This window comes from Streptomyces erythrochromogenes (assembly GCF_040684695.1).
Classification (GTDB): Bacteria; Actinomycetota; Actinomycetes; order Streptomycetales; family Streptomycetaceae; genus Streptomyces; species Streptomyces erythrochromogenes_C.
This window is the reverse complement of record NZ_JBFBGM010000040.1, coordinates 1-23,362: the sequence shown is the minus strand read 5'-3', so window position 1 is coordinate 23,362 and position 23,362 is coordinate 1. Positions and strand designations below refer to the sequence as shown.

The 23,362-nt window shown below is 72.2% G+C and carries 23 protein-coding genes; 15 read left to right on the top strand and 8 right to left on the bottom strand.

What is annotated here, in order from left to right; translation table 11 throughout:
- Position 1 precedes the first annotated feature (1 nt).
- On the bottom strand, positions 2-1,798 hold the full coding sequence (locus tag AB0O53_RS36165) for an AMP-dependent synthetase/ligase (protein WP_350996475.1): 1,797 nt from the start codon (positions 1,796-1,798) through the stop codon (positions 2-4).
- Positions 1,799-2,041: 243 nt separating this feature from the next.
- Between AB0O53_RS36165 and AB0O53_RS36160 the strand changes: the two genes are divergently transcribed.
- The 6 genes from AB0O53_RS36160 to AB0O53_RS36135 all read left to right on the top strand — a co-directional run bounded on the left by AB0O53_RS36160 (position 2,042) and on the right by AB0O53_RS36135 (position 7,089).
- Positions 2,042-2,860 (top strand): metallophosphoesterase family protein, encoded by an 819-nt coding sequence (locus AB0O53_RS36160; RefSeq protein ID WP_350996472.1) that lies wholly within the window; start codon positions 2,042-2,044, stop codon positions 2,858-2,860.
- A 135-nt stretch (positions 2,861-2,995) separates the two neighbouring features.
- Complete coding sequence (locus AB0O53_RS36155; RefSeq protein ID WP_030850114.1) at positions 2,996-3,436, top strand: SRPBCC family protein; 441 nt, start codon at positions 2,996-2,998, stop codon at positions 3,434-3,436.
- A gap of 119 nt (positions 3,437-3,555) precedes the next feature.
- Entirely contained in the window at positions 3,556-4,713 is a 1,158-nt protein-coding gene (locus AB0O53_RS36150) for an ArsA family ATPase (RefSeq protein ID WP_350996468.1), read from the top strand.
- A 76-nt stretch (positions 4,714-4,789) separates the two neighbouring features.
- Complete coding sequence (locus AB0O53_RS36145) at positions 4,790-5,254, top strand: DUF5304 domain-containing protein (RefSeq protein ID WP_350996465.1); 465 nt, start codon at positions 4,790-4,792, stop codon at positions 5,252-5,254.
- A gap of 61 nt (positions 5,255-5,315) precedes the next feature.
- Positions 5,316-6,257: an ROK family glucokinase gene (locus AB0O53_RS36140; protein WP_350996462.1), complete on the top strand. Its 942-nt coding sequence runs from the start codon at positions 5,316-5,318 to the stop codon at positions 6,255-6,257.
- 70 nt (positions 6,258-6,327) lie between these two features.
- On the top strand, positions 6,328-7,089 hold the full coding sequence (locus tag AB0O53_RS36135) for an endonuclease/exonuclease/phosphatase family protein (RefSeq protein WP_350996459.1): 762 nt from the start codon (positions 6,328-6,330) through the stop codon (positions 7,087-7,089).
- A 111-nt stretch (positions 7,090-7,200) separates the two neighbouring features.
- Here AB0O53_RS36135 and AB0O53_RS36130 read toward each other — a convergent pair whose 3' ends face one another.
- Entirely contained in the window at positions 7,201-7,794 is a 594-nt protein-coding gene (locus AB0O53_RS36130) for a hypothetical protein (RefSeq protein WP_365201312.1), read from the bottom strand.
- Positions 7,787-8,566 (bottom strand): alpha/beta hydrolase, encoded by a 780-nt coding sequence (locus AB0O53_RS36125; protein ID WP_350996453.1) that lies wholly within the window; start codon positions 8,564-8,566, stop codon positions 7,787-7,789. Before AB0O53_RS36125 ends, AB0O53_RS36130 begins: the two co-directional genes overlap by 8 nt.
- 171 nt (positions 8,567-8,737) lie before the next feature.
- On the opposite strand from AB0O53_RS36125, the gene AB0O53_RS36120 reads away from it, so the two are divergent.
- The 6 genes from AB0O53_RS36120 (at position 8,738) to AB0O53_RS36095 (ending at position 14,128) form a co-directional block, all read left to right on the top strand.
- Entirely contained in the window at positions 8,738-9,478 is a 741-nt protein-coding gene (locus AB0O53_RS36120) for a lysophospholipid acyltransferase family protein (RefSeq protein WP_350996561.1), read from the top strand.
- Between the two features lie 47 nt (positions 9,479-9,525).
- On the top strand, positions 9,526-10,743 hold the full coding sequence (gene macS / locus AB0O53_RS36115) for a MacS family sensor histidine kinase (RefSeq protein WP_365201309.1): 1,218 nt from the start codon (positions 9,526-9,528) through the stop codon (positions 10,741-10,743).
- A 59-nt stretch (positions 10,744-10,802) separates the two neighbouring features.
- Positions 10,803-11,447 (top strand): response regulator, encoded by a 645-nt coding sequence (locus tag AB0O53_RS36110; RefSeq protein ID WP_350996559.1) that lies wholly within the window; start codon positions 10,803-10,805, stop codon positions 11,445-11,447.
- Between the two features lie 153 nt (positions 11,448-11,600).
- Positions 11,601-12,629, top strand: a complete 1,029-nt coding sequence (locus tag AB0O53_RS36105; RefSeq protein ID WP_350996556.1) for a 6-phosphofructokinase — start codon at positions 11,601-11,603, stop codon at positions 12,627-12,629.
- A 103-nt stretch (positions 12,630-12,732) separates the two neighbouring features.
- Positions 12,733-13,740 carry a 2-hydroxyacid dehydrogenase gene (locus AB0O53_RS36100; protein ID WP_365201306.1) on the top strand — a complete coding sequence of 336 codons (1,008 nt, stop codon included), beginning with the start codon at positions 12,733-12,735 and terminating at the stop codon, positions 13,738-13,740.
- A gap of 70 nt (positions 13,741-13,810) precedes the next feature.
- A complete protein-coding gene (locus AB0O53_RS36095) occupies positions 13,811-14,128 on the top strand; it encodes a hypothetical protein (RefSeq protein ID WP_350996444.1) in 318 nt (105 codons plus the stop codon).
- Between the two features lie 20 nt (positions 14,129-14,148).
- Here AB0O53_RS36095 and AB0O53_RS36090 read toward each other — a convergent pair whose 3' ends face one another.
- The gene (locus AB0O53_RS36090; RefSeq protein WP_350996441.1) at positions 14,149-16,065 is read right to left on the bottom strand and encodes an anthranilate synthase family protein; all 1,917 of its coding nucleotides are present in this window, start codon (positions 16,063-16,065) and stop codon (positions 14,149-14,151) included.
- A gap of 330 nt (positions 16,066-16,395) precedes the next feature.
- On the opposite strand from AB0O53_RS36090, the gene AB0O53_RS36085 reads away from it, so the two are divergent.
- Both AB0O53_RS36085 and AB0O53_RS36080 read left to right on the top strand, forming a co-directional pair.
- Positions 16,396-17,757: a class II 3-deoxy-7-phosphoheptulonate synthase gene (locus AB0O53_RS36085; RefSeq protein ID WP_381749619.1), complete on the top strand. Its 1,362-nt coding sequence runs from the start codon at positions 16,396-16,398 to the stop codon at positions 17,755-17,757.
- A gap of 133 nt (positions 17,758-17,890) precedes the next feature.
- The gene (locus AB0O53_RS36080) at positions 17,891-18,187 is read left to right on the top strand and encodes a (2Fe-2S)-binding protein (RefSeq protein ID WP_350996435.1); all 297 of its coding nucleotides are present in this window, start codon (positions 17,891-17,893) and stop codon (positions 18,185-18,187) included.
- Between the two features lie 63 nt (positions 18,188-18,250).
- Here AB0O53_RS36080 and bfr read toward each other — a convergent pair whose 3' ends face one another.
- Complete coding sequence (gene bfr / locus AB0O53_RS36075; protein WP_031153026.1) at positions 18,251-18,727, bottom strand: bacterioferritin; 477 nt, start codon at positions 18,725-18,727, stop codon at positions 18,251-18,253.
- Positions 18,728-18,900: 173 nt separating this feature from the next.
- Here bfr and AB0O53_RS36070 point away from each other — a divergent pair, with 173 nt between their 5' ends.
- Positions 18,901-19,533: a sulfite oxidase-like oxidoreductase gene (locus AB0O53_RS36070; protein WP_350996431.1), complete on the top strand. Its 633-nt coding sequence runs from the start codon at positions 18,901-18,903 to the stop codon at positions 19,531-19,533.
- Between the two features lie 11 nt (positions 19,534-19,544).
- On the opposite strand, the gene AB0O53_RS36065 is transcribed toward AB0O53_RS36070, so the two are convergent.
- From AB0O53_RS36065 to pknB, 3 genes are all read right to left on the bottom strand, one after another.
- The gene (locus AB0O53_RS36065; RefSeq protein WP_365201301.1) at positions 19,545-20,051 is read right to left on the bottom strand and encodes a DUF4396 domain-containing protein; all 507 of its coding nucleotides are present in this window, start codon (positions 20,049-20,051) and stop codon (positions 19,545-19,547) included.
- A 91-nt stretch (positions 20,052-20,142) separates the two neighbouring features.
- The gene (locus AB0O53_RS36060; RefSeq protein ID WP_350996425.1) at positions 20,143-21,003 is read right to left on the bottom strand and encodes a deoxyribonuclease IV; all 861 of its coding nucleotides are present in this window, start codon (positions 21,001-21,003) and stop codon (positions 20,143-20,145) included.
- Between the two features lie 6 nt (positions 21,004-21,009).
- On the bottom strand, positions 21,010-22,929 hold the full coding sequence (gene pknB, locus AB0O53_RS36055; protein ID WP_350996423.1) for a Stk1 family PASTA domain-containing Ser/Thr kinase: 1,920 nt from the start codon (positions 22,927-22,929) through the stop codon (positions 21,010-21,012).
- Positions 22,930-23,362 lie beyond the last annotated feature (433 nt).

Genomic DNA, 23,362 nt, shown 5'->3' with positions numbered 1-23,362 from the left:
ATCAGCCGCGGTAGAGCGCCTCGATCTCGTCCGCGTAGTCCTTCGCCACCACGTTGCGCTTGAGCTTCAGCGACGGCGTGATGTGGCCCGACTCCTCCGTGAACTGGGAGGGCAGAATGCGGAATTTCCGCACCGATTCCGCCTTGGAGACCGCCGCGTTGCCGTCGTCGATCGCCTTCTGGACGGCGGCGATGAGGTCCGCGTCCTCGCGCAGCTCCGCCGCCGTGACCCCGGCCGGCTTGCCGTTCTCCGCCGCCCAGCGGCCGAGGAACTCCTCGTCGATCGTGACCAGCGCGGCCACGAACGGCCTCGCGTCGCCGACCACCATGCACTCCGCGACCAGCGCGTGCGCCCGGATCCGGTCCTCGATCACCGCGGGGGCCACGTTCTTGCCGCCCGCCGTGACGATGAGCTCCTTCTTGCGGCCCGTGATCGTCAGGTAGCCGTCCTCGTCGAGGGTGCCGACGTCGCCGGTGTGGAACCAGCCGTCGGTCAGCGCCTCGGCGGTCGCCGCCTCGTTGTTCCAGTAGCCCGTGAAGATCTGCTCGCCGTGCAGCAGCACCTCGCCGTCGTCCGCGATGCGCACCACGGAGCCCGGCATGGGCTGGCCGACCGTACCGATCTTCTGCTTGTCCCACGGGTTGAAGGTGGTCGCCGCACAGGACTCGGTCAGGCCGTAGCCCTCCAGGACCGTGAAGCCGATGCCGCGGAAGAAGTGGCCGAGCCGCTCGCCCAGCGGCGCACCGCCGGAGATCGCGTACTCGCCGCGCCCGCCGAGGACCGCGTGCAGCTTGCTGTAGACCAGCTTCGAGAAGATCTTGTGCTTGAGCTTCAGCCCGAACGACGGGCCGCGCGGGGTGTCCAGCGCACGGCTGTAGGCGATGGCCGTGTCGGCCGCCGCGTCGAAGATCTTCCCCTTGCCGTCGGCCTGCGCCTTGGCCCGAGCCGAGTTGTAGACCTTCTCGAAGACCCGGGGGACGCCGAGGATCAGCGTGGGGCGGAAGGACTGCAGCTCGTCGGTGAGGTTCTTGATGTCCGGTACGCAGCCCAGGCGGATCGGCGCCAGCACGGCCGCCACCTCCACCAGGCGCCCGAAGACGTGCGCGGCCGGCAGGAACAGCAGCACCGAGCACTCGCCGGTTTTGAACAGCGGGCTCAGGCGCTCCACCGCGTTGCCGCACTCCGCGAAGAAGTTGCGGTGGGTCAGCACGCAGCCCTTGGGGCGGCCGGTGGTGCCCGAGGTGTAGACGATGGTCGCCGGGTCGTCGGCGTTCGCGAGGCTGCTGCGCTCGTCGACCTCGGCATCGGTGACGGCCGCGCCCGCGGCCTTCAGCGCCTCCACCGCGCCCTGCTCGATCTCCCAGACCTCGCGCAGCTCCGGCAGGCGGTCGCGCAGCGAGGCCACGGCCTTGCCGTGCCCGGCGCTCTCCACGACGACCGCGACGGCGCCGGAGTCGCCGAGGATCCACTGGATCTGCTCGGGGGAGCTGGTCTCGTACACGGGGACCGTGACGCCGCCCGCGCTCCAGATCGCGAAGTCGATCAGCACCCACTCGTAGCGGGTGCGGGAGATCAGGGCGACGCGGTCGCCGGGACGGACACCGGCCGCGATCAGGCCCTTGGCCGTGGCCCGGACCTCGGCCAGGAACTCGGTCGCCGTCACGTCCTGCCACCGGCCGTCGGCCTTGCGGCTCATCACGGCGGTGTCTGGGTGCTGAGCGGCGTTGCGGCGGATGAGATCCGTCAGGTTCCCGTCCGACGGGACCTCGTACAGGGCCGGAAGGCTGAACTCGCGCAAGACTGCTGCTCCTCTGGGCGCCATCGCCACCATGTGGACCGACCGGACGTTACCCACCGGTAGTGGGTTCCCGATAGAGGGAACCGGCCAGATGTTCCGTGCGTCACATTCTGCACTCACGGGGCCCGGCCCCAACGTGCCGACAGTAGTCGACCCCTCTGGCGACTCGGAAGTAACCGCAGGTAGGCCGACCTTTCACACCCCCACTACCCGGCCCTCACGAGTCCCCCTAGGGTTGTCCGCATGGCTGGCACCAAGCGGGACGGGAACAGCGGCGGCACGAGCGGATCGAGCCGCACCCGGGTCCACGTCGTGAGCGACGTCCACGGCAACACCGAAGCGCTCGCCCGCGCCGGCGACGGGGCCGACGCCCTGATCTGCCTCGGCGACCTCGTCCTCTTCCTCGACTACGCCGACCACTCGCGCGGGATCTTCCCCGACCTGTTCGGCGTCGAGAACGCCGACCTCATCGTCGAGCTGCGCACCCAGCGCCGCTTCGAGGAGGCCCACGCCCTCGGCCGGCGGCTCTGGGCCGGCCTCGACCGCGAACGGATGATCGAGGACGCCGTACGCCGCCAGTACGCCGAAATGTTCGCCGCCTTCCCCCGGCCCACCTACGCCACCTACGGCAACGTCGACATCCCGACGCTCTGGCCCGAGTACGCCGACCGCCACGGCCTCACCGTGCTCGACGGACAGCGCGTCGAGATCGCCGGCCGCGTCTTCGGCTTCGTCGGCGGCGGCCTGCCCTCGCCCATGCGCACCCCCTACGAAGTGGATGTGGAGGAGTACGCCGCCAAGGTCGAGGCCCTCGGCGAGGTCGACGTCCTGTGCTCGCACATCCCGCCGGAAGTCCCCGAGCTCTGCTACGACACCGTCGCCCGCCGCTTCGAACGCGGCAGCGAGGCCCTGCTGGCCGCCATCCGCCGCACCCGGCCCCGCTACGCCCTCTTCGGCCACGTCCACCAGCCACTGGCCCGGCGGATGCGGATCGGCGCCACCGAGTGCGTGAACGTCGGACACTTCGCCTCGACCGGCCGCCCCTGGGCCATGGAGTGGTGAGAACCGGCCGGTTCCACGCCGCCCGCACCGGGCCCGGGGAGCCACTGGAGTGGCGGCGTCCACACGCGCGGTAGCCTTCACGCGGCGGCCGGAGGCCGTACACATCCTCGAACAAACTCCGGAGGAGCGACCGCGATGGCGGAACACACCAGCTCAAGCATCACGATCGACGCCGCGCCCGGCGACGTGATGGCCGTGATCGCCGACTTCGCCCGCTACCCCGAGTGGACCGGCGAGGTGAAGGAGGCCGAGGTCCTCGCCACCGACGCCGCCGGCCGGGCCGAGAAGGTCCGGCTGCTGCTCGACGCGGGCGCGATCAAGGACGACCACACCCTCGCCTACACCTGGAAGGGCACCGACGAGGTCAGCTGGACCCTGGACAAGTCCCAGATGCTGCGCCAGCTCGACGGCTCCTACCGGCTGGCCCCGGTGGACGGCGGCAAGCGCACCGAGGTCACCTACCAGCTGACCGTCGACGTCAAGATCCCCATGCTCGGCATGATCAAGCGCAAGGCCGAGAAGGTCATCATCGACCGCGCGCTGGCGGGCCTGAAGAAGCGCGTCGAGTCCGTCTGAGCCCGACCGACCCGGCCCCCGGGGCGGTGCCGCGCCCGACCACGGCACGGCACCGCCCCGCGGCGTCCCGCCGCGGACCCCGCGCGGCGGCGCACCCCACCGACCCGGAGCACCCGCACATGCACACCTTGCTCATCACCGGCCCCGGCGGGGCCGGGCGGACCACCGTGGCGGCGGCCACCGCCCTCGCCGCGGCCCGCCAGGGGCAGCGGGTGCTGCTGCTCTCCGGCGACCCGGGCGACCCGCTCGCCGAACTCCTCGGCGACCCGCTCCCGCCCGGCCTGAGCGTCGCCAGAGTGGACTCCGGCCAGGAGTTCCGCGAGGAACTCGTCGCCCTCCAGGAACGCGGATCCGCCCTCCTCTCCATGGTCGGCGCCCGGCCGCTCGGCGCCGAGGAACTCACCGAACTGCCCGGGTCCGAACAGTTCGCCCTGCTCCGCGCCCTGCGCCGGGCCGCCGCCGCACCCGCCACCGACCTCGTCGTCGTCGACCTGCCCCCGCTCCACCAGGCCGTCGCCACCCTCGCCCTCCCCGCCCAGCTGCGCCGCTACCTCGCCCGCCTGCTCCCCGCCGAGAAGCAGGCCGCCCGCGCCCTGCGGCCCGTACTGGCCCAGCTGGCCGGCGTACCCATGCCCGCCCAGTGGCTCTACGAGGCCGCCGCGCGCTGGGACGAGGAGCTGGCCGCCGTCCAGGCCGTCGTCGAGGCCGACACCACCGAAGTCCGCCTGGTCGCCGAACCGGGCCCGGCCGCCGCCGACACGCTCCGCCTCGGACGCCTCGGCCTCGCCCTCCAGCAGCTGCCCGTCTCCGCCGTCGTCGCCAACCGGACCGTCCCGCACGGCTCCGCCGACCCCTGGCTCGCCGGGCTCGCCGCCCAGCAGGAGAAGTACGCCGCCGAATGGGCCGCCGAAGGCCCCGTCGTCACCCTCGCCCACCTCGGCCCCGACCCCCAGGGCCAGGACGACCTCGACCGCCTCGCCGCCCCCGGCGGACTCGTCCCGCACGCCCCCGCGCCCCGCCGGACCTGGACCGTCGAGGACCGGCTCGCCGAGGACGGCGTCCTCGTCTGGGTGGTTCCGCTGCCCGGCGCCCACAAACGCGACCTCGACCTCGTCCGCCGCGGCGACGAGCTGCTGCTCACCGCGGGCCCGTACCGCAGGATCGTTCCGCTGCCCTCGGCGCTGCGCCGGTGCACCGTCTCCGGCGCCGCCCTCACCGAGGGCGAGCTGCGCATCCGCTTCACCCCCGACCCCGGCCTGTGGCCCCGCACGCGCTGAACCGGATACCCCCGTTCGGGTACCGTCGAAGGTAGACAGCACGCACGCCCAGCAGCCGCCGCAGGGAGAGTCCGCCATGAGCGAGGCCACCGACCGCCCCACCGACGACGACGCCTGGGCCAAGGCCTGCGCCGAGGACCTCGCCGCCGAGAAGGAGCGCCTGCGCGGGCAGGGACAGGCCGGCTCCGCACCCACCGGCACCGCCGCCGAGGAACTGTTCAAGCTCTTCGAGGCCGTCGCCGACAAGGTCTCCGGCCTGAACAACCCGCTGTTCGGCGCCGCCGCACAGGGCGCCGTCCGCCAGATCGTCGACCAGGCGAAGACCGCCGCGAAGCCCGTCGTCGAACGCAACCCCGAGGTCTTCGAGCACCTCGCGGCCGCCGGCTCCGAACTGCTCGCCGCCTACCGCTCCGCCGTCGAGGGCCACGAGGGCCGCTGGACCCGGGGCGAGACCCGGGCACCCCGGCAGGCGTCCGACGACCGCGACCCCCGCCGGGACGGCCCCGACGACGGTCCCGCCGAGCGGATCGATCTCGACTGAACCCCCGACGCCCTCGGGTACCGTTGGCCGTGGCGGGGTTTGACCGGAAACCGAGGGACTAATGGGACTCACCATCGGCGTCGACATCGGCGGCACGAAGATCGCGGCCGGCGTGGTCGACGAAGAGGGCACGATCCTTGAGACGTACAAGGTGCCCACCCCGCCGACCGCGGACGGAGTGACGGAGGCCATCTGCGCCGCCGTCTCCGAGGTCAGCAGCAACCACAGCATCGAGGCCGTCGGCATCGGCGCCGCCGGATACGTGGACGACAAGCGCGCCACCGTGCTCTTCGCGCCGAACATCAACTGGCGCCACGAGCCGCTCAAGGACAAGGTCGAGCAGCGCATCGGACTGCCCGTCGTCGTCGAGAACGACGCGAACTGCGCGGCCTGGGGCGAATACCGCTTCGGCGCCGGCCAGGGCCACGACGACGTCATCTGCATCACGCTCGGCACCGGCCTGGGCGGCGGCATCATCATCGGCAACAAGCTGCGGCGCGGACGCTTCGGCGTCGCCGCCGAGTTCGGCCACATCCGGGTCGTCCCGGACGGCCTGCTGTGCGGCTGCGGCAGCCAGGGCTGCTGGGAGCAGTACGCCTCCGGCCGCGCCCTCGTGCGCTACGCCAAGCAGCGCGCCAACGCCACCCCCGAGCACGCGGCGGTCCTGCTCGCGCTCGGCGACGGCACCCCCGACGGCATCGAGGGCAAGCACATCAGCGAGGCCGCCCGGCAGGGCGACCCGGTGGCCGTCGACGCCTTCCGCGAACTGGCCCGCTGGGCCGGCGCCGGACTGGCCGACCTGGCCTCCCTCTTCGACCCGTCCGCCTTCATCGTCGGTGGCGGCGTCTCCGACGAGGGCGACCTCGTGCTCGACCCGATCCGCAAGTCCTTCAAGCGCTGGCTGGTCGGCGGCGCCTGGCGCCCGCACGCCCAGGTGCTCGCCGCGCAGCTCGGCGGCAAGGCCGGACTCGTCGGCGCGGCCGACCTGGCCCGCCAGGGCTGACGGCTTTCCGTACGCAGCCGCCCGCCGCGCCCCTTGGGGGAGCGGCGGGCGGCTGCGTATCTTGCGGTACATGGACCAGTTGCCGCCCACGCTGCCGAAGTCCCGTACGGAGCCCGACGGTTCCGCCGTGATCCGGGTGCTCAGCTACAACATCCGCTCGCTGCGCGACGACGAGGAGGCGCTGGTCCGGGTCATCCGGGCCTGCGCGCCCGACTTCGTCCTCGTACAGGAGGCCCCGCGGTTCTTCCGGTGGCGCAAACACGCGGCACGGCTGGCCCGGAAGTGCGACCTGGTGGTGCTGGGCGGGGGCGCGACGGCCACCGGCCCGCTGCTGCTCTGTTCGCTGCGGGTCTTCGTGGAGCGGACCGAGGACGTCCTCCTGCCGCACACGCCCGGACTGCACCGCCGGGGCCTGGCCACCGCGGTCGTCCGCGTCGGCGGCGTACGCCTGGGCCTGGTCTCGGCGCACCTGTCCCTGGACCGGGGGCAGCGGCGGGAGCAGGCGGACCTGCTGCTGGACCGGGTCGCCGCGCTGGACACCCCGTACGGGATCGCCGCGGGCGACGTGAACGAGGGACCGGAGGGCCCGGCCTTCCGGCGGCTCGCCGGCGCGCTGCAGGACTGCTGGTCGGTGGCGCCGTGGGGCGGGGAGCGGACCTTCCCGGCGGCGGCGCCGGACCGGCGGATCGACGCGGTCTTCGCCACGGCGGGGGTGGAGGTGCTGGCCTGCGGGGTCCCCGCGGGGCTGTCGGGGGTGTCCGGAGCGGACCTGCGGTCCGCCACGGACCACCTCCCGGTGCTGGCGGCACTCCGCCTCCCGGCCGCGCCGTAACCCTGCCGGGCGCCCGGCTGCGGCGCCGCTGCGGGGGCCCTGCCCCCGAGCCCCCGCGCCTCAATCGCCGGCGAGGCTGAAAGAGCGGGGCTCGGGCGGGCTTGTCTTCCGTCAGACGACCGCGCCGCGGCCCGGGTCGTCGTCCTCGTCGTCGCCGTGCTGCATGCGGGCGATCAGCGTCGCGAAGCCGCCCAGGAAGCCGCCGATGCCCAGCGTCGTCAGCCACCAGGTCATGTCCCACTGCAGCAGCACCGCCAGCAGCAGGAGCACCGGGCCGCCGACCACCGCCAGCCACGCGAACTTCGCCGTCGTGTCCGCCGGCGGCAGCTCCGGCTCGGGCTGTACGAAATGGCCCTCGTCCGCCGGAGTCAGGTCGTCGTCGTCCGGCTCCGCCAGCGAGTGGTCACGGGGACCCGCCATGCCCACGCCCGGGGCGAAGACCACCGAGCTGCCCAGCGCGGGCGCGGGCGCCGGCGCCGCGGGCGGCTCCGGCTCGGCCTCGGGCCCGGCCTTGCCGTCCGCACCCGCCTCCGGCGGCAGCGGCTTGACGTCCTCCTCCGGCAGCAGGAGGTTCTCGATCGGCCGGAACGGCCGGGACCCCGGCGGGTCCGGCGGCTCCTGCCCGTACCCGGCCACGATCGCGGCCCACGCCGCTTCCTCGTCCAGCGGCGGGACGCCGCCCGACTGCTCCTCGTGCTCAGCCACCGGCCTCCGCCCCCTCCCTGCCCACGCTCTCCGCCAGTCGGCCGACGAACGCAAAACTGTCCGCGAAGATCCGCTCCGCGTCATGGTCCAACGTCGCGACGTGGTAGCTCTGTTCCAGCAGCGTCTCGGTGACGTCCGTCGACGACACCCGCGCCAGCACCCGCGCCGAGTCGACGGGCGGCACGACGTGGTCCTGCGGGCTGTGCAGGAGCAGCAGCGGCTGGGTCACCTGCGGCAGATCGGCGTCCACGAGCTGCAGGAACTTGCGCAGCGAGTGCGCGGCCCGCGTCGGGACCCGGTCGTAGCCGACCTCCACCGAGCCCGGCTTCGCGATGTCACTGGCGATGCCGGGCGTGGACCGGATGAAGTGCTGGGCCACGGGAAGGAGCGGGGCCAGCGGGTCGTGGACCTTGTTGGCCGGGTTGACCAGCACGATGCCGCTGATGGCGTCCCCGTGCTTGGCCGCCAGCCGCAGGGTCAGCGCCCCGCCCATCGACAGCCCGAAGACGAACACCTGCGTGCACCGGTCCAGCAGCTCGCGCAGGGCGCGGTCCACCTCCGCGTACCAGTCCTCCCAGCCCGTGAGCTGCATGTCCTGCCAACGCGTCCCGTGCCCGGGCAGCAGCGGGAGCGACACCGTCAGGCCCCGCCCGGCGAGGTACTCGGCCCAGGGACGGAGGGACTGCGGCGAGCCGGTGAAGCCGTGGCAGAGGAGGACGCCGACCTCTCCGCCCTCGTGGCGGAACGGCTCGGCTCCAGGGAGGACGGGCACCAGGGGTCTCCTTGATCATGACGTACGTCGGGCGGGTGCGTTGCTCTGTGTGACTTCAAGGTACGCGACCGGGGTGGCACCGGCCAGGGTCGTCGGGCCCCTGCCGGCGGGGGCACGGGATAAGGTCTGTTCGACAGACACAGGAAGGCTTTCGAGTTGATCTACGGCGCAATGAAGTTCTCCATCGGCGGTTCGCTGAAACTCGCGTTCAGGCCGTGGGTGGAGGGCCTCGAGAACATTCCCGCGGAGGGGCCGGCGATCCTCGCGAGCAACCACCTGTCCTTCTCCGACTCCTTCTTCCTGCCGGCCGTGCTGGACCGGAAGGTGACCTTCATCGCGAAGGCCGAGTACTTCACCTCCCCCGGAGTCAAGGGCAAGCTGACCGCCGCGTTCTTCAAGGGCGTCGGCCAGCTCCCGGTGGACCGCTCCGGCGCCCGCGGCGCCGGCGAGGCCGCCATCAAGAGCGGCATCGAGGTCATCGAACGCGGTGAGCTGTTCGGTATCTACCCCGAGGGCACGCGTTCACCCGACGGACGCCTCTACCGCGGCAAGCCCGGCGGCCTGGCCCGCGTGGCGCTGGCCACCGGTGCGCCCGTGATCCCCGTCGCGATGATCAACACGGAGAAGATCCAGCCGCCCGGCAAGGTCATCCCCAAGCTCATGCGCCCCGGCATCCGGATCGGCAAGCCGCTGGACTTCAGCCGCTACCACGGCATGGACGGCGACCGCTTCATCCTGCGCTCGGTGACCGACGAGGTCATGTACGAGATCATGAAGCTCTCCGGCCAGGAGTACGTCGACATCTACGCGACGGCGGCCAAGCGCCAGATCGCCGACGCCGAGAAGGCGGCCAAGGACGCCGAGAAGGCCGCCAAGGCGGAGAAGTCCGACAAGGCCGACAAGAGCGAGTAGCGGCCGGCGGGCGGCGGGCGGTACGCCCGCCGACGGGGGTGGGGGAGATGGCGAAACGCGAACGCGTCGTGCGCATGTCGGTCGAGCAGCCGCTCTGGCGCGCCCTGACCGCGTACCGGCTGCTGACCATGGTCTACGCGGTGCTGCTGTTCGCCTCGGCGTACCGGCAGTTCCCGCACCCCTGGCCCGCGGGCGGCTACCTCGTGGTCCTCGCCGTGTGGACGCTCGCGACCTTCCGCAGGGTCTCGAACGCCGCGAGCTGCACCAAGGGGTTCCTCGTCGCGGACCTCACCGTCGCCATCGTCGGGATCCTGCTGACCCCGGTCGTCGACACCCACGAGCGGATCATCGGCGGCGGCCCCACCCTCCCCACCATCTGGACGGCGGGCGCGGTCCTCGGCTTCGCCATCAAGGGCGGCTGGCGCTGGGCCTGCTTCGCCTCCACCTTCGTGGCCATGGCCAACCTCGTCATCCACAGCGGCCAGCCCACCCGGGACACCCTGCACAACGTCCTGCTCGTCTGGGTCGCCTCCGTGGCCATCGGCTACGTCGTCGAGGTCGCCCGGGCCAGTGAGAACACCCTCGCCCGCGCCCTGGAGATCGAGGCCGCCACCCGCGAGCGCGAGCGCCTCGCCCGCGACATCCACGACGGCGTCCTCCAGGTCCTGGCCATGGTCCAGCGCCGCGGCTCCGAACTGGGCGGCGAGGCGGAGGAGCTCGGCAGGATGGCGGGCGAGCAGGAGGTGGCGCTGCGCACGCTCGTCTCCAGCGGCCTGGCACAGCCCTCCCGGGTCTCCCGCGACGAGTCGCGGGGCGCGCTGGTGGACACCTACGAGGACGACGAGCCCGGCGCGGACGACGGCGAGCTGGACCTGCGCACGCTCCTCGCCCCGCACGCCGGCTCCCGGGTGAGCTTCGCCGAGCCGGGCACTCCGGTACCGCTGCCCGTGCCCGCCGCGAAGGAGCTGGCGGCCGCCGTCGGCGCCGCCCTCGACAACGTGCGCAAGCACGCCGGGGAAGGGGCCAAGGCCTGGATCCTCGTCGAGGACTGGGGCGACGAGGTGATAGTGACCGTCCGCGACGACGGCCCCGGCATCCCCGCGGGCCGCCTCGACCAGGCCGAGGGCGAGGGACGGATGGGAGTGGCCCTGTCCATCCGCGGCCGGCTGCGCGACCTCGGCGGCAGCGCCGATCTGGTGTCCGTCCCCGGGCAGGGCACCGAAGTGGAACTGAAGGTACCCAGGGGCAGGACGGACAAGAAGTGAGCGAGCGAACCGACGTGAACGACCCGCAGCAGCCGCAGGAGCAGCGCGAGATCAGGGTGATGGTCGTCGACGACCACCCGATGTGGCGCGACGCCGTGGCCCGCGACCTCGCCGCCGCCGGCCTCGACGTGGTGGCCACCGCCGGCGACGGCCCCGAGGCGGTGCGCCGCGCCCGCGCGGTCGGCCCCGACGTCCTGGTCCTCGACCTCAACCTGCCCGGCATGCCCGGGGTGCAGGTCTGCAAGGAGCTGGTCGGCGCCAACCCGGCGCTGCGGGTCCTGGTCCTGTCGGCCAGCGGCGAGCACGCGGACGTGCTGGAGGCGGTGAAGTCCGGCGCGACCGGCTACCTGCTGAAGTCCGCGGGCGCCGAGGAGCTGATCGACGCCGTCCGCCGCACCGCCGCCGGGGACCCGGTCTTCACCCCGGGCCTGGCCGGGCTGGTGCTCGGCGAGTACCGGCGCCTGGCCACCGACCCGGTGCCGGCCGCCTCGAACGAGCCGAAGGCCCCGCAGCTGACCGACCGCGAGACCGAGGTGCTGCGGCTCGTGGCCAAGGGGCTCTCGTACAAGCAGATCGCGGAGCGGCTGGTCATCTCCCACCGCACCGTGCAGAACCACGTCCAGAACACCCTGGGCAAGCTGCAGTTGCACAACCGCGTCGAGCTCGTCCGGTACGCGATAGAGGCCGGCCTCGACGACGCGTGAGCACCGCTCGCGCGGCCGTCGATCGTACTTACGTCCCCGTACGAGTGAACGGGCGTACGCAACGCCGCGCGATTCCACCTGAATCGACCCTCCAGATCCCTTGCTGTGACCTGCGTCACCACTAGCGTGACCGTCATGGCGAAGGGAGATGCAATGAAGGTCGGAGTGCTGACCGGCGGCGGCGACTGCCCCGGGCTCAACGCGGTGATCAGGGCTGTCGTCCGCAAGGGCGAGCAGGAGTACGGCTGCGGGTTCGTCGGGTTCAAGGACGGCTGGCGGGGCGCGGTCGAGGGGCGGACCGTCCCCCTCGACATCCCCGCGGTCCGCGGCATCCTGCCCCGCGGCGGCACCATCCTCGGCTCCTCGCGCACCAACCCGTTCAAGACGGAGAACGGGGTGCGCGACATCAGGGAGAACCTGGCCAAGTACGAGGTGGACGCGCTCATCGCGATCGGCGGCGAGGACACCCTCGGGGTCGCCGCCCGCCTCCACGGGGAGTACGGCATCCCCTGCGTGGGCGTCCCGAAGACCATCGACAACGACCTGTCGGCCACCGACTACACCTTCGGCTTCGACACCGCCGTGGGCATCGCGACCGAGGCCATCGACCGCCTGCACACCACGGCCGAATCGCACATGCGGGTCCTGGTCGTCGAGGTCATGGGCCGCCACGCCGGCTGGATCGCCCTGCACTCGGGCCTCGCCGGCGGCGCCAACGTCATCCTCGTTCCCGAGCAGCGCTTCGACGTCGACCAGGTGTGCGCCTGGGTGACCTCCCGCTTCAAGGCGAGCTACGCCCCGATCGTCGTGGTCGCGGAGGGCGCGATGCCCAAGGACGGCGACATGGTGCTGAAGGACGGCACCACGGACTCCTTCGGACACGTCCGCCTCTCGGGCGTCGGCGAGTGGCTCGCCAAGGAGATCGAGGCGCGCACCGGCAAGGAGGCCCGCACGACGGTCCTCGGGCACATCCAGCGCGGCGGCACCCCGAGTGCCTTCGACCGCTGGCTGGCCACCCGGTTCGGGCTGCACGCGATCGACGCCGTGCACGAGCGGGACTTCGGCAAGATGGTCGCGCTGAAGGGGACGGACATCGTCCGCGTGCCGATCGCCGACGCGACGTCGAAGCTGAAGACGGTCGACCCCGCCCTCTACCAGGAGGTCGGCGTCTTCTTCGGCTGAGCCACCCGCTCCGGTCGAGCCTCTCCGGTTGAGCCGCCGGGCGTGGGCGCACCATGGGCCGTATCGTGACGAACGGCCCATGGTCCTACGTACGGGAGTGAACGTGGAAATCCTGGCGTTCGGCGTGCAGGCGGACGAGAAGCCCATGCTCGAAGCCGCGTTCGCCGGCCTGCACGAGGTGCGCTGCCTGGACGTCTTCCTCACCGAGGACACCGCCCCCATCGCCGCCGGGTACGAGGTCGTCTCCTCCAGCGTCAACGCCGACCTGAACGGGCGGGTGCTGCGCATCCTGGCCGCCGGCGGGACCCGGATGATCGCCCAGCGCTCCACCGGCTTCAACAACATCGACCTCGACGTCGCGCGGCAGCTCGGCCTGACCGTGAGCCGCGTCTCGTACTACTCCCCTTACTCCGTGGCCGAGTTCGCCTGGACCCTCGCGATGACCGTGAACCGGCGGATCGTCCGCGCGGCGAGCCGGACCCGGGACTTCGACTTCCGGCTGGACGGGCTGATGGGCCGCGACATGCACGGCCGCACCGTCGGCGTGCTCGGCACCGGCAAGATCGGCGAGGCGTTCACCCGCATCGCGCACGGCCACGGCATGCACCTGCTGGGCTGGGACGTGGCGCGCAACCCGGCCTGCGTGGAACTCGGCATGAAGTACGTGGAGAAGGAGGAGCTGTTCGCCTCCTCGGACCTGATCAGCCTGCACGTGCCGCTGCTGGAGTCCACGCGCCACCTCGTCGACGCGGCGGCGCTGCGGCTGATGAAGGACGACGCGATCCTGGTGAACTCCAGCCGCGGCGGCCTCATCGACACCGAGGCCCTGGTCGCGGAGCTCCGCGCCGGACGCTTCACCGGCGTCGGCCTGGACGTGTACGAGGCCGAGGCCGGGATCTTCTTCGTCGACCGCTCCCTGGAGACCGTCGCGGACGACACCCTGGCCCGGCTGGTCACCTTTCCCCACGTCGTGGTGACCTCCCACCAGGCCTACTACACGACCGACGCGGTGAGCCAGATCATCGACACCACCGCCGCCAACGTCGCCGACTACCTCGCCGGCCGCCACTCCGAGAACACCCTCGTCCCGGACCCGCCACCGCCCCCGTAACCCCCGGATTTCGGATCCCGTTCACCGTCCCGTCCCCGGCGCCGGCCGCCCGCGGCCCTACCCTCACCGTGTGGACATACCCGACTGGGTGCGGTGGGCCTTCTGCCTCTTCGCCGCCGTGCAGCTGACCTTCGTCTACCGCGACGTCCGGCTTCTGCGCCGGGCCGAGCCCGGCCGGCGGACGGACCCCTGGCTGAACGTCGCCGACAGCGCGGTGGGAGTGGTGCTGTCCACCGGGCTGGCGCTCGGCTCCCTCGGCGTACTGGTGGGCGCGGGCCCGGTCCTGCTCGCGATCGGGGCGTGCCGGGGGATCAGGGCCCTCCTGGCCCGCCGCGCGGCGAAGCCGGACCCGGTGGCCGGCGGGGGCGCCCTCCCCGCGGGGGAGTAGGGCGGCCCCGCCCGGCGGGCCTATGCGGTGGCGGGTGCGCGGACGGCGGTCACCAGGTCGCGCAGCAGGTCCGCGCCGCGCAGGGTGAGGACGGACTCCGGGTGGAACTGGACCCCGGCGAAGCCCCCGGCCGGGGAGCGCAGGGCGTGGACCTCCCCCGAGGACCGGTCCCGGGCCACCTCGACCCCCCGGGCGGCCAGCCCGGCGGCCAGATCGTCGTCGCAGTACGCGGTGTACGTGTTGTAGAAGCCGACCACCTCCTCGGCCCCGAACAGCTCGATCCGGGTCTGCGCGCCCTGCGCCGGCTCCGCCTTGCGCACCAGCGGCAGGCCCAGCTCGGCGGCGAGCAGCTCGTGCCCGAGGCACACCCCGAGCAGGCCGTGGCGGTGCCCGGCCAGCAGCTCCGCGGTCAGCCCGCGCAGCAGCCGCATCTTCGGGTCGGCCGAGTCCGCCGGATCGCCCGGGCCGGGGCCCAGCACGACCGGCCCCTCCCAGGCCAGGGCCGCCTCCCGCAGGCCCGGCTCGTCGAAGCGCCGTACGGTCACCTCCAGCCCGGCCACCCGCAGCACGTGCGCCAGCATCGCCGTGAAGGTGTCCTCCCCGTCCACCACCAGCGCACGGCCCGCAGGAGCGGCCGGCCGCTCCTGCATCCGCAGCCAGAAGGGGGCCAGGTCGGCCCGCCGGGCCGCGAGGGCCGCCCGCACCCGCGGGTCGTCCGCCAGCCGCGCCCCCGCCCCGGCCGCCCGGGGCGCCGCCGGCCGCACCCCGAGCGCGGCCAGCACCCCCGCCGCCTTCGCGTGCGTCTCCGCGACCTCGCCCGCCGGATCGGAGTGCCGCACCAGCGTGGCGCCCACCGCCACCCGCAGCCGCCCGTCCCGGGCGATGTCCGCCGTCCGGATCAGGATGGGGGAGTCCAGCGTCTGCGAGCCCGCGGAATCCAGGCCCAGCAGGGCCAGCGCGCCCGCGTAGTAGCCGCGCCCACCGCTCTCGTACCGCTCGATCACCCGGCAGGCGTTCTGCACCGGCGAGCCCGTCACCGTCGCCGCGAACATCGTCTCCCGCAGCACCTCCCGCACGTCCAGCGAGGAGCGTCCGCGCAGCTCGTACTCGGTGTGCGTGAGGTGGGACATCTCCTTGAGCCGCGGTCCGACGACCACCCCGCCCCGGTCCCCGACCGTGCACATCATCTTCAGCTCCTCGTCGACCACCATCGACAGCTCCTCGGTCTCCTTGCGGTCGCCGAGGAAGGCGAGGAGCGACTCGGCGGTCGGTCCCGTGGCCGGATGGCGGTACGTTCCGCTGATCGGGTTCATCACCACCGTGCCGCCGGACATCCGGACGTGGACCTCGGGGCTGGCCCCGACCAGCGTGCGCCCGCCCGTGTGGACGACGTACGTCCAGTACGCGCCCCGCTCGCCCTCCAGCAGCCGGCGGAACAGGGCCAGCGCGTCCGCCCGGCCGAAGCCGTCGATCCTGCCCTCGAAGGTGCGCCGGACGACGAAGTTCGCGCCCTCGCCCCGGCCGATCTCGTCCCGGATCACCCGCTCCACCGTGTCCGCGTACGCCTCGTCGCAGACGTCGAAGCCGCCGTCCTCGACCCGCACCGCGTGCGCCGGCAGCGCGGCCAGCGCCTCGGCGAGCGGGATCTCGTACACCTCCTCGGCGACCAGCGCGCTCAGCGGCGTGCCGTCGTCGCGCACGTCGAAGCCGCGCTCCCGGATCTGCCGGAAGGGCACGAGCGCGAGCGTGGGCAGCGCGCCGACGGGCAGGTCGGCGAGGTGCTCGGCCTCGTGGACCGCGCCCAGGAGCACCTCGACGGTGTCGTGGTCGCGGCCCGGGGTCCGCCGGCGCAGCAGGGCGAACGGCGGGCAGGAGTCGTCGAGCAGCCGGTCCAGCGGGCCGGGTGCGTCGGGGCGGTGCGGTCGGCTGGTGTCCATGGGCGGAGCGTCCTTCCGTAGGGGGAGGAGCGGCTCTCGCTGCCGACGCGGAGGCCGGGAACGCGGAAGGCCGCCCCTCGGGGCGGCCTTCGCGTCGTGCGTGTCGTCAGGTACGCGCAGGAAGTGGGCCGCCGGGAGCGGGCCACCACCAGTTCTGGTTCGTGTGCGCGTACATGCGGTGAACCATAGCCCAGACCGCCGCCGCGGGGGCGGATCCGCCCCGTACAGCGTGCTGAACCATCGATTCCGTTCCGTGGGGCGTCCTGAACCTTCGAGAAATCCGTCTCACGTTGTGGGCGGGGGGCCGGACGCCCCCCGTAACGCCGTAATGTGTACGAGGTGACCGTGAACGCTGAAAACCAAGCCCCCGCCGCCAAGGCGACCTGGCGAGACCTTCCCGCGGCGCAGCAGCCTTCGTACCCCGATGCCGAGGCTCTGCGCGCTGTCGTCGCGGACCTCGAGTCGTATCCTCCCCTCGTTTTCGCGGGTGAGTGCGACCAGCTGCGCGCCCGTCTGGGAGCCGTCGCCAAGGGCGAGGCGTTCCTGCTCCAGGGTGGCGACTGCGCCGAGGCCTTCGACGGTGTCTCCGCCGACCACATCCGAGCCAAGCTCAAGACGCTGCTCCAGATGAGTGCCGTCCTGACGTACGCGGCCTCCGTGCCGGTCGTCAAGGTCGGCCGCATCGCCGGCCAGTACTCCAAGCCGCGCTCCAAGGACACCGAGACCCGCGACGGCGTGACCCTGCCGACCTACCGCGGCGACTCCGTCAACGGCTTCGCCTTCACCGAAGAGGCCCGCGTCCCGGACCCCGAGCGGCTGAAGCGCATGTACAACGCCTCCGCCTCCACGCTCAACCTGGTGCGCGCCTTCACCACCGGTGGTTACGCCGACCTGCGCCAGGTACACGCCTGGAACCAGGACTTCGTGAAGTCCTCCCCGTCCGGTCAGCGGTACGAGCAGCTGGCCCGGGAGATCGACAACGCGCTGAACTTCATGAAGGCCTGTGGCACCGACCCGGCCGAGTTCAAGGCGGTCGAGTTCTACGCCTCCCACGAGGCGCTGCTGCTCGACTACGAGGGTGCGCTGACCCGCACCGACTCGCGCACCGGCAAGCTGTACGACACCTCCGGCCACATGGTCTGGATCGGTGAGCGCACCCGCCAGCTGGACCACGCGCACATCGAGTTCTGCTCGCAGATCGCCAACCCGATCGGCATCAAGCTCGGCCCCACCACCACGGTGGACGAGGCGCTGACGTACATCGACCGCCTGGACCCGGACCGCGAGCCGGGCCGGCTGACCTTCGTCGTCCGCATGGGCGCCGACAAGGTCCGCGACAAGCTCCCCGAGCTGGTCGAGAAGGTCACCGCCTCCGGCGCGATCGTCGCCTGGGTCACCGACCCGATGCACGGCAACACCTTCGAGGCGGCCTCCGGCCACAAGACGCGCCGTTTCGACGACGTGCTCGACGAGGTCAAGGGCTTCTTCGAGGTCCACAAGGGCCTCGGCACCCACCCGGGCGGCATCCACGTCGAGCTCACCGGTGACGACGTCACCGAGTGCGTGGGCGGCGGCGACGAGATCTTCGTCGACGACCTGCACCAGCGCTACGAGACGGCCTGCGACCCGCGGCTCAACCGCAGCCAGTCGCTGGACCTGGCGTTCCTGGTGGCGGAGCTCTACCGCGACTAGTCGTCGCGATCAGTAGGTGCGTTCCTACGACTGTGGGGCGCGGATCGATGTGATCCGCGCCCCACTGTCGTACCCGGGGCTTTTAGGCCACCCTAACTTTGGGTACGGTTAGGTAAGCCTCACCGAATAGGGGATGGCTCGCCGCACCGCTCAGCGCCAGGAGGTGAACCGCGTGTACGTCTGCTCTTGCTTCGGGATCACCGACAAGCAGGTCAAGGAACACGCGGCTGCCGGGGCCTGCACGCCCCGCCAGATCGCCTCGGCCACCAAGGCCGGCACCGACTGCGGCTCCTGCGTGCGCACCATCCAGGGCATCCTCGGCCGCGGGGCGTGCCCGCGCAGGGAGCTCATGGAGAAGGGCGACGCGGTGTCCGTGCTCGCCGCCGACCCGGCGACGGCACGCTCGTCCGAGCTCGCGGAAGCGGCCTAGGAACCGGCCCGGGGCCGGCAGGTCCCGGAGGGGCTCCGGAGGATTCCGGAAGATCCCGGAGGGTCAGCTCGGCTGCTCGATGAGCTGCGCGATGTAGAGGGCCTCACCCAGGGACTCGATGAGCTCCAGCTGGGTGTCGAGGTAGTCGATGTGGTGCTCCTCGTCCTCCAGGATGTCCTCGAAGAGCCGGGCCGACGTGATGTCGCCCTTCCCGCGCATGACCTCGATGCCCCGCTTCAGCCGGTCGATCGCCTCGACCTCGACCTGGCGGTCCGCCTGGAACATCTCGGTGATCGTCTGCCCGACGCGCACGTGGAAGAGGCGCTGGTAGTTCGGCAGACCGTCGAGCATCAGGATGCGCTCGGTGATCTTGTCCGCGTGCTTCATCTCGTCGATGGACTCTTCACGCGTGTACTTGGCGAGCTTGGTCCAGCCCTTGTTGTCCTGGATGCGGTAGTGCAGCCAGTACTGGTTGATGGCCGTCAGCTCGCCGGTCAGCTGCTCGTTCAGAAACTCAAGGACCTCGGGGTCGCCCTGCATCGCAGAGGCTCCTTCCAGGCAATGTCAGCTATGTGACGGGGCAGTTGCGCGCATCCTTGCACCGCCGCTGGGGGCCGTCCAGTAAGTGCCTCCTTAGTGGGAGTTGCCGTGACTTGCCCGAATCGGCCCAGACCTGGTCATGACCACCCTGCCCAGTCTGTCACCATGGAGTCATGGGTCAGCCGGAAAGCCGGGAATCTCCGGGAGCAGAGCAGCTGGAGCTTCCACCGGGGCAGCGGCTGCAGAGGGGCTGGCCCGTCACCCACTACGGTCCCGTGCCCAAGTTCAAGCCGGACCGCTGGGAGTTCCGCGTCTTCGGCGCGACCGCCGACGGCGACAAGCACTGCTGGAACCACGAGGAGTTCACGGCCCTGCCGTTCGCCTCCGTCGTGGCGGACCTGCACTGCGTCACGAAGTTCAGCATGCAGGGCGCCGAATGGGGCGGTGTGCTCGCCCGCGACGTGCTGGCCCTCGCGCCGCCCGCACCGCAGGTCACGCACGTGATGGTGTGGGCCGAGTACGGCTTCAGCTCCAACCTGCGGCTGGCCGACTTCGCCTCCGACCGGACCGTCTTCGCCACCCACGAGGGCGGTGAACTGCTCACCGCCGAGCACGGTTTCCCGGTCCGGCTCGTGGTCCCGCACCTGTACGCCTGGAAGGGCCCCAAGTGGGTCCGCGGCATCGAGTACATGACCGCCGACCGACGCGGCTTCTGGGAGGAGCGCGGCTACCACAACATCGGCGACCCCTGGCGCGAGCAGCGCTACTCGTACCAGGAGGAGCCGGGCGAGGGCCCCGAACTCTAGGGCGCCTTCCCTCAATGGTGGTACTGGTGGACGACCGCGTGACCCTTGCCGCGGCCGATCATCCACTTGTTGACCGGGGTCGTGATCACGAAAGCGGCGGCCAGCGCGATCGCCAGGACGATCCAGAACAGCGGGTCCGACAGGTGCGCGTCCATCGCCCCCGGCCACAGCGCGATCACCCCGTTGTCGATCAGTTCCATGACGGCGATCGAAAGAGTGTCCGCGGCGAGAGCCACCCGGACGGCCGTACGCAGGCCGACGCCCGCGGCGAGGATCCCGCGCAGGGTGAGCGCGTAGCCGAAGAAGAACGCGAGGACGATCGCCAGGACCATCGTCGCCACGTTCCCCCAGCCCAGCGCGGTGCCGATGACCATGCCGAGCACCTCGCCGATGGCGCACCCCGTCAGGCAGTGCAGGGTGGCCCGCGCGGCCGTCGCCCAGCTGACCGCGCCCGTGCCGCCGGCGCCGTGTCCGTGCTCGTGGTGCTGGTGTTCGTGCCCTTCGTGCTGCTGCTCCATGACAACCCCCTCGATGGGAAAAGCCGGGTAGCGGTCCGTCGACTTGACCGAACCGTATACCCCCCTGGGGTATTCCTCAAGGATCAGTGGATCACTGGGGGCCGCGCAGCTCCTTCAGCAGCGCCACGTCCGCGGCATGCCCTTCCTTGCCGCCGGGCGTCTCGATGATCAGCGGTACGCCGTCCATCGCCGGGTGCGTGCACAGCTCGGCGAAGGCGTCCCGGCCGATGTGGCCCTGGCCGATGTTCGCGTGCCGGTCCTTGTGCGCGCCCACGCCCTCCTTGGAGTCGTTCGCGTGGACCAGCTTCAGCCGGCCCTCGCCCACGGTGTCCACCAGCAGGTCCAGCATCACCTTCGTCCCGCCCGGCTCCGCCAGGTCGTGACCGGCCGCGAAGACGTGGCAGGTGTCCAGGCAGATCCCCAGCTTCGGATGGTGGTCCAGCGCGTCGAAGTACGGTCCGAAGTCCTCGGCGAGCGAGCACAGCGACGAGCCCTGCCCCGCCGTCGACTCCAGCAGCAGGAACGGGTCGTCGTCGTGCGTCAGCTCGTCCAGCAGCGGCAGCATGTGCTCCCTGACCTGCGCGTACGCCACCTCCCGCGGGCGGCCGCCGGTCGCCGAGCCGGTGTGGACGACCACCCCGAGCGCGCCGATCCGCCGGGCCCGGCGCAGCGAGTGGCGCAGCGACTCCACCGACTTCTCCACCGTGGCCTCGGTGTGCGAGCCGAAGTTGATCAGGTACGGCGCGTGCACGTACGCGGGGATGCCCTCCCGCGCGCACTCCTCGCGGAACCGTTCGTCCTGCGCCGGATTGCCGACCGGGGTGGCCCAGCCGCGCGGATTGGCGACGAACACCTGGACGGCCTCGGCGCCCATTTCCCGGGCGTACGTCAGCCCGACCGAGGCGAGACCGCCCGCGACGGGGACGTGTCCGCCCACCGGATTGCGTACCACGTGCGTCTACAGCCCCTTGATCCGGATGGTGATCGTGAGGCCCTCGGCGGCGGTCTGCCCCGCCAGCACCGACTGCGCGTCCACGGTCTTGCTGAAGGTGATCAGCGGCCGGTCCACCTTCACCTTGAAGCCGGCGGCCTCCAGGGTCCTGCGGGCGTCGTCCACGTCCTGGCCGACCACGTTCGGGACGGGCAGCTGGCGCGGGCCCTTGGAAATCGTCAGGGTGACCGTGTCACCGGCCGCCGCCTGGGTGCCGGCGCCGATCGACTGGTTGGCGACCGTACCGGGATCCGACGGCGCGTTGACCTGCTCCGGAGCCGTCGCGACCTTGAGGCCCAGGCCCTCCAGCGTGGCCTTCGCCTGCTCCAGGGGCAGACCCGTCACCCCCGGCACCGGCACCGGCCGGCCCTTGCTGACGACGATCGCGACCGCGGTGTCGGGCGCGCGCTTCTCGCCGCCCGCCGGATTGGTGCTGATCACCGAGCCCTGGGCGACGTCCTGGCTGAACGCCTGCGTGATGATCCCGGGGGCCAGCCCGGTCCTGGCCAGCTCCTGCTTGGCCTCCTCCAGGGGCCTGCCCTTGAGGTTGGGCACCGACACGACCTCGGGCCCGCGGGAGATCGTGATGAGCACCGCGCCGTTGCCGCGGATCCGCCGGCCGCCCGGCGGATCGGTGTTCATCACCGTCCCGCGCTCGAAGGCCTCGCTGAACTTCCGGTCGACGCCCTTCACACCGAGGCCGGCCTCGGACAGCTGGGCGCGCGCCTGCTCCTCCGTCTTGCCGAGCAGGTTGGGGACCTTGGTGAACTGGCCGGAGTTGATGTACCAGACGCCCGTGCCGATGCCCAGCGCCAGCAGCACGCCGGCGACCACCAGCAGCACGCCGCGGCGCGGCCGCCCGGCGGGCGCCGACCGGCGCCCGGGCGGCGGCGGAGCGGGCGGGTCCAGCGGCGGGGTCTCGAACCGCGAGGTGAGGTTCATGGGCTGCGCGGTCACCGGTCGCGGGATCACGCCGGTGCGGTCCTCGGTGGACGACCGCTCCACGGCGCGCGCCTGCGGCGGTACGGCGTCCAGCTCGACGTCGGTGAGCTCGGCGCGGGCCTCACGGGTGAGGCCGAAGAGGGCGGCGGCGTCGTAGGGGCGCAGGTCGGGGTTGCGGGCCGTGGCGGACGCCACGAGCCCGTCGAGACCCACGGGCAGCCCGGGCACCGCGGCGGACGGGGGCGGCACGTCCTCGTGCAGGGCCTGGTAGAGCACCTGCGCGGGAGTCGCGCCGAGGTGCGGCTTGGAGCCGGTGAGCATCTCGTAGAGGACGACACCGCAGGCGTAGACGTCCACGCGGGTGTCCGCGATGCCGTTCTCGATCTGCTCGGGCGCCAGGTAGGAGACGGTGCCGAGGACCGAGCCGGTGGTGTTGGTCACCGAGTCCACGGACCGGACCAGCCCGAAGTCGGCGACCTTGACCCTGCCGTCGTCGCCGATCAGGACGTTCTCGGGCTTCATGTCGCGGTGCACGAACCCGGCCCGGTGGGCGGCGCCGAGGGCGGCGAGGACCGGTTCGAGGATGTCGAGGGCCGCCCGCGGCTGGAGCGCGCCGCGCTCGCGCAGCACGTCGCGCAGGGTGCAGCCGGAGACGTACTCCATCGCCAGGTAGACGTACGGCCCGTCCGTGCCCTGGTCGAACACGGCGACCACGTTGGGGTGCGCGAGGCGCGCCACGGACTTCGCCTCGCGGATGAACCGGTCGACGAAGGCGGCGTCGGAAGCGAGCGCCGGATGCATCACCTTCAGGGCGAGGATCCGGTCCAGACGGGTGTCGACGGCCCGGTAGACCGTGGCCATGCCGCCGGCCGCGATGCGGGCATCGATGCGGTAGCGGCCGTCGAGCACGCGCCCGACGAGGGGGTCTTCCAGGGTCGTATCCACCCGCCGATTCTACGAGCCGACGCAGGTACCCCGGCGGGGGCGGGTCTCCTTGCAGCGCAGCTGTGACGTGGGGAGGGGGCGGGGCGGGGCCTCCACCCCCTCGGCGCCGCCGCGCGGACCCGGTGGTTGCCCACCCGCCCAGACCGGCCGTGACCAGCAGGGTCGGGGACGGAGGCGTGACGGCGGGAGCGGGGCGGCGGGGTTCCGGGGCGGCGGTGACGGAAGGTGCGGCGGGGCTTCGAGAAACCGGAATTCCCCCGGGGCGGGAGCGAACCCGAAGGGGGGCCGGGGGAGCGGAATACGAGCATTCGGTAGCCAGCGACGCGAATGGGATTTTCCCGTCTGTCCGATGGTTTTCCGGGTCGTGCCGGTCCCTCAAGGGCGCTCCTGCGTCGCGTCGCGTTGCGATGGCCTGCGGCCACCCTTGACCGCC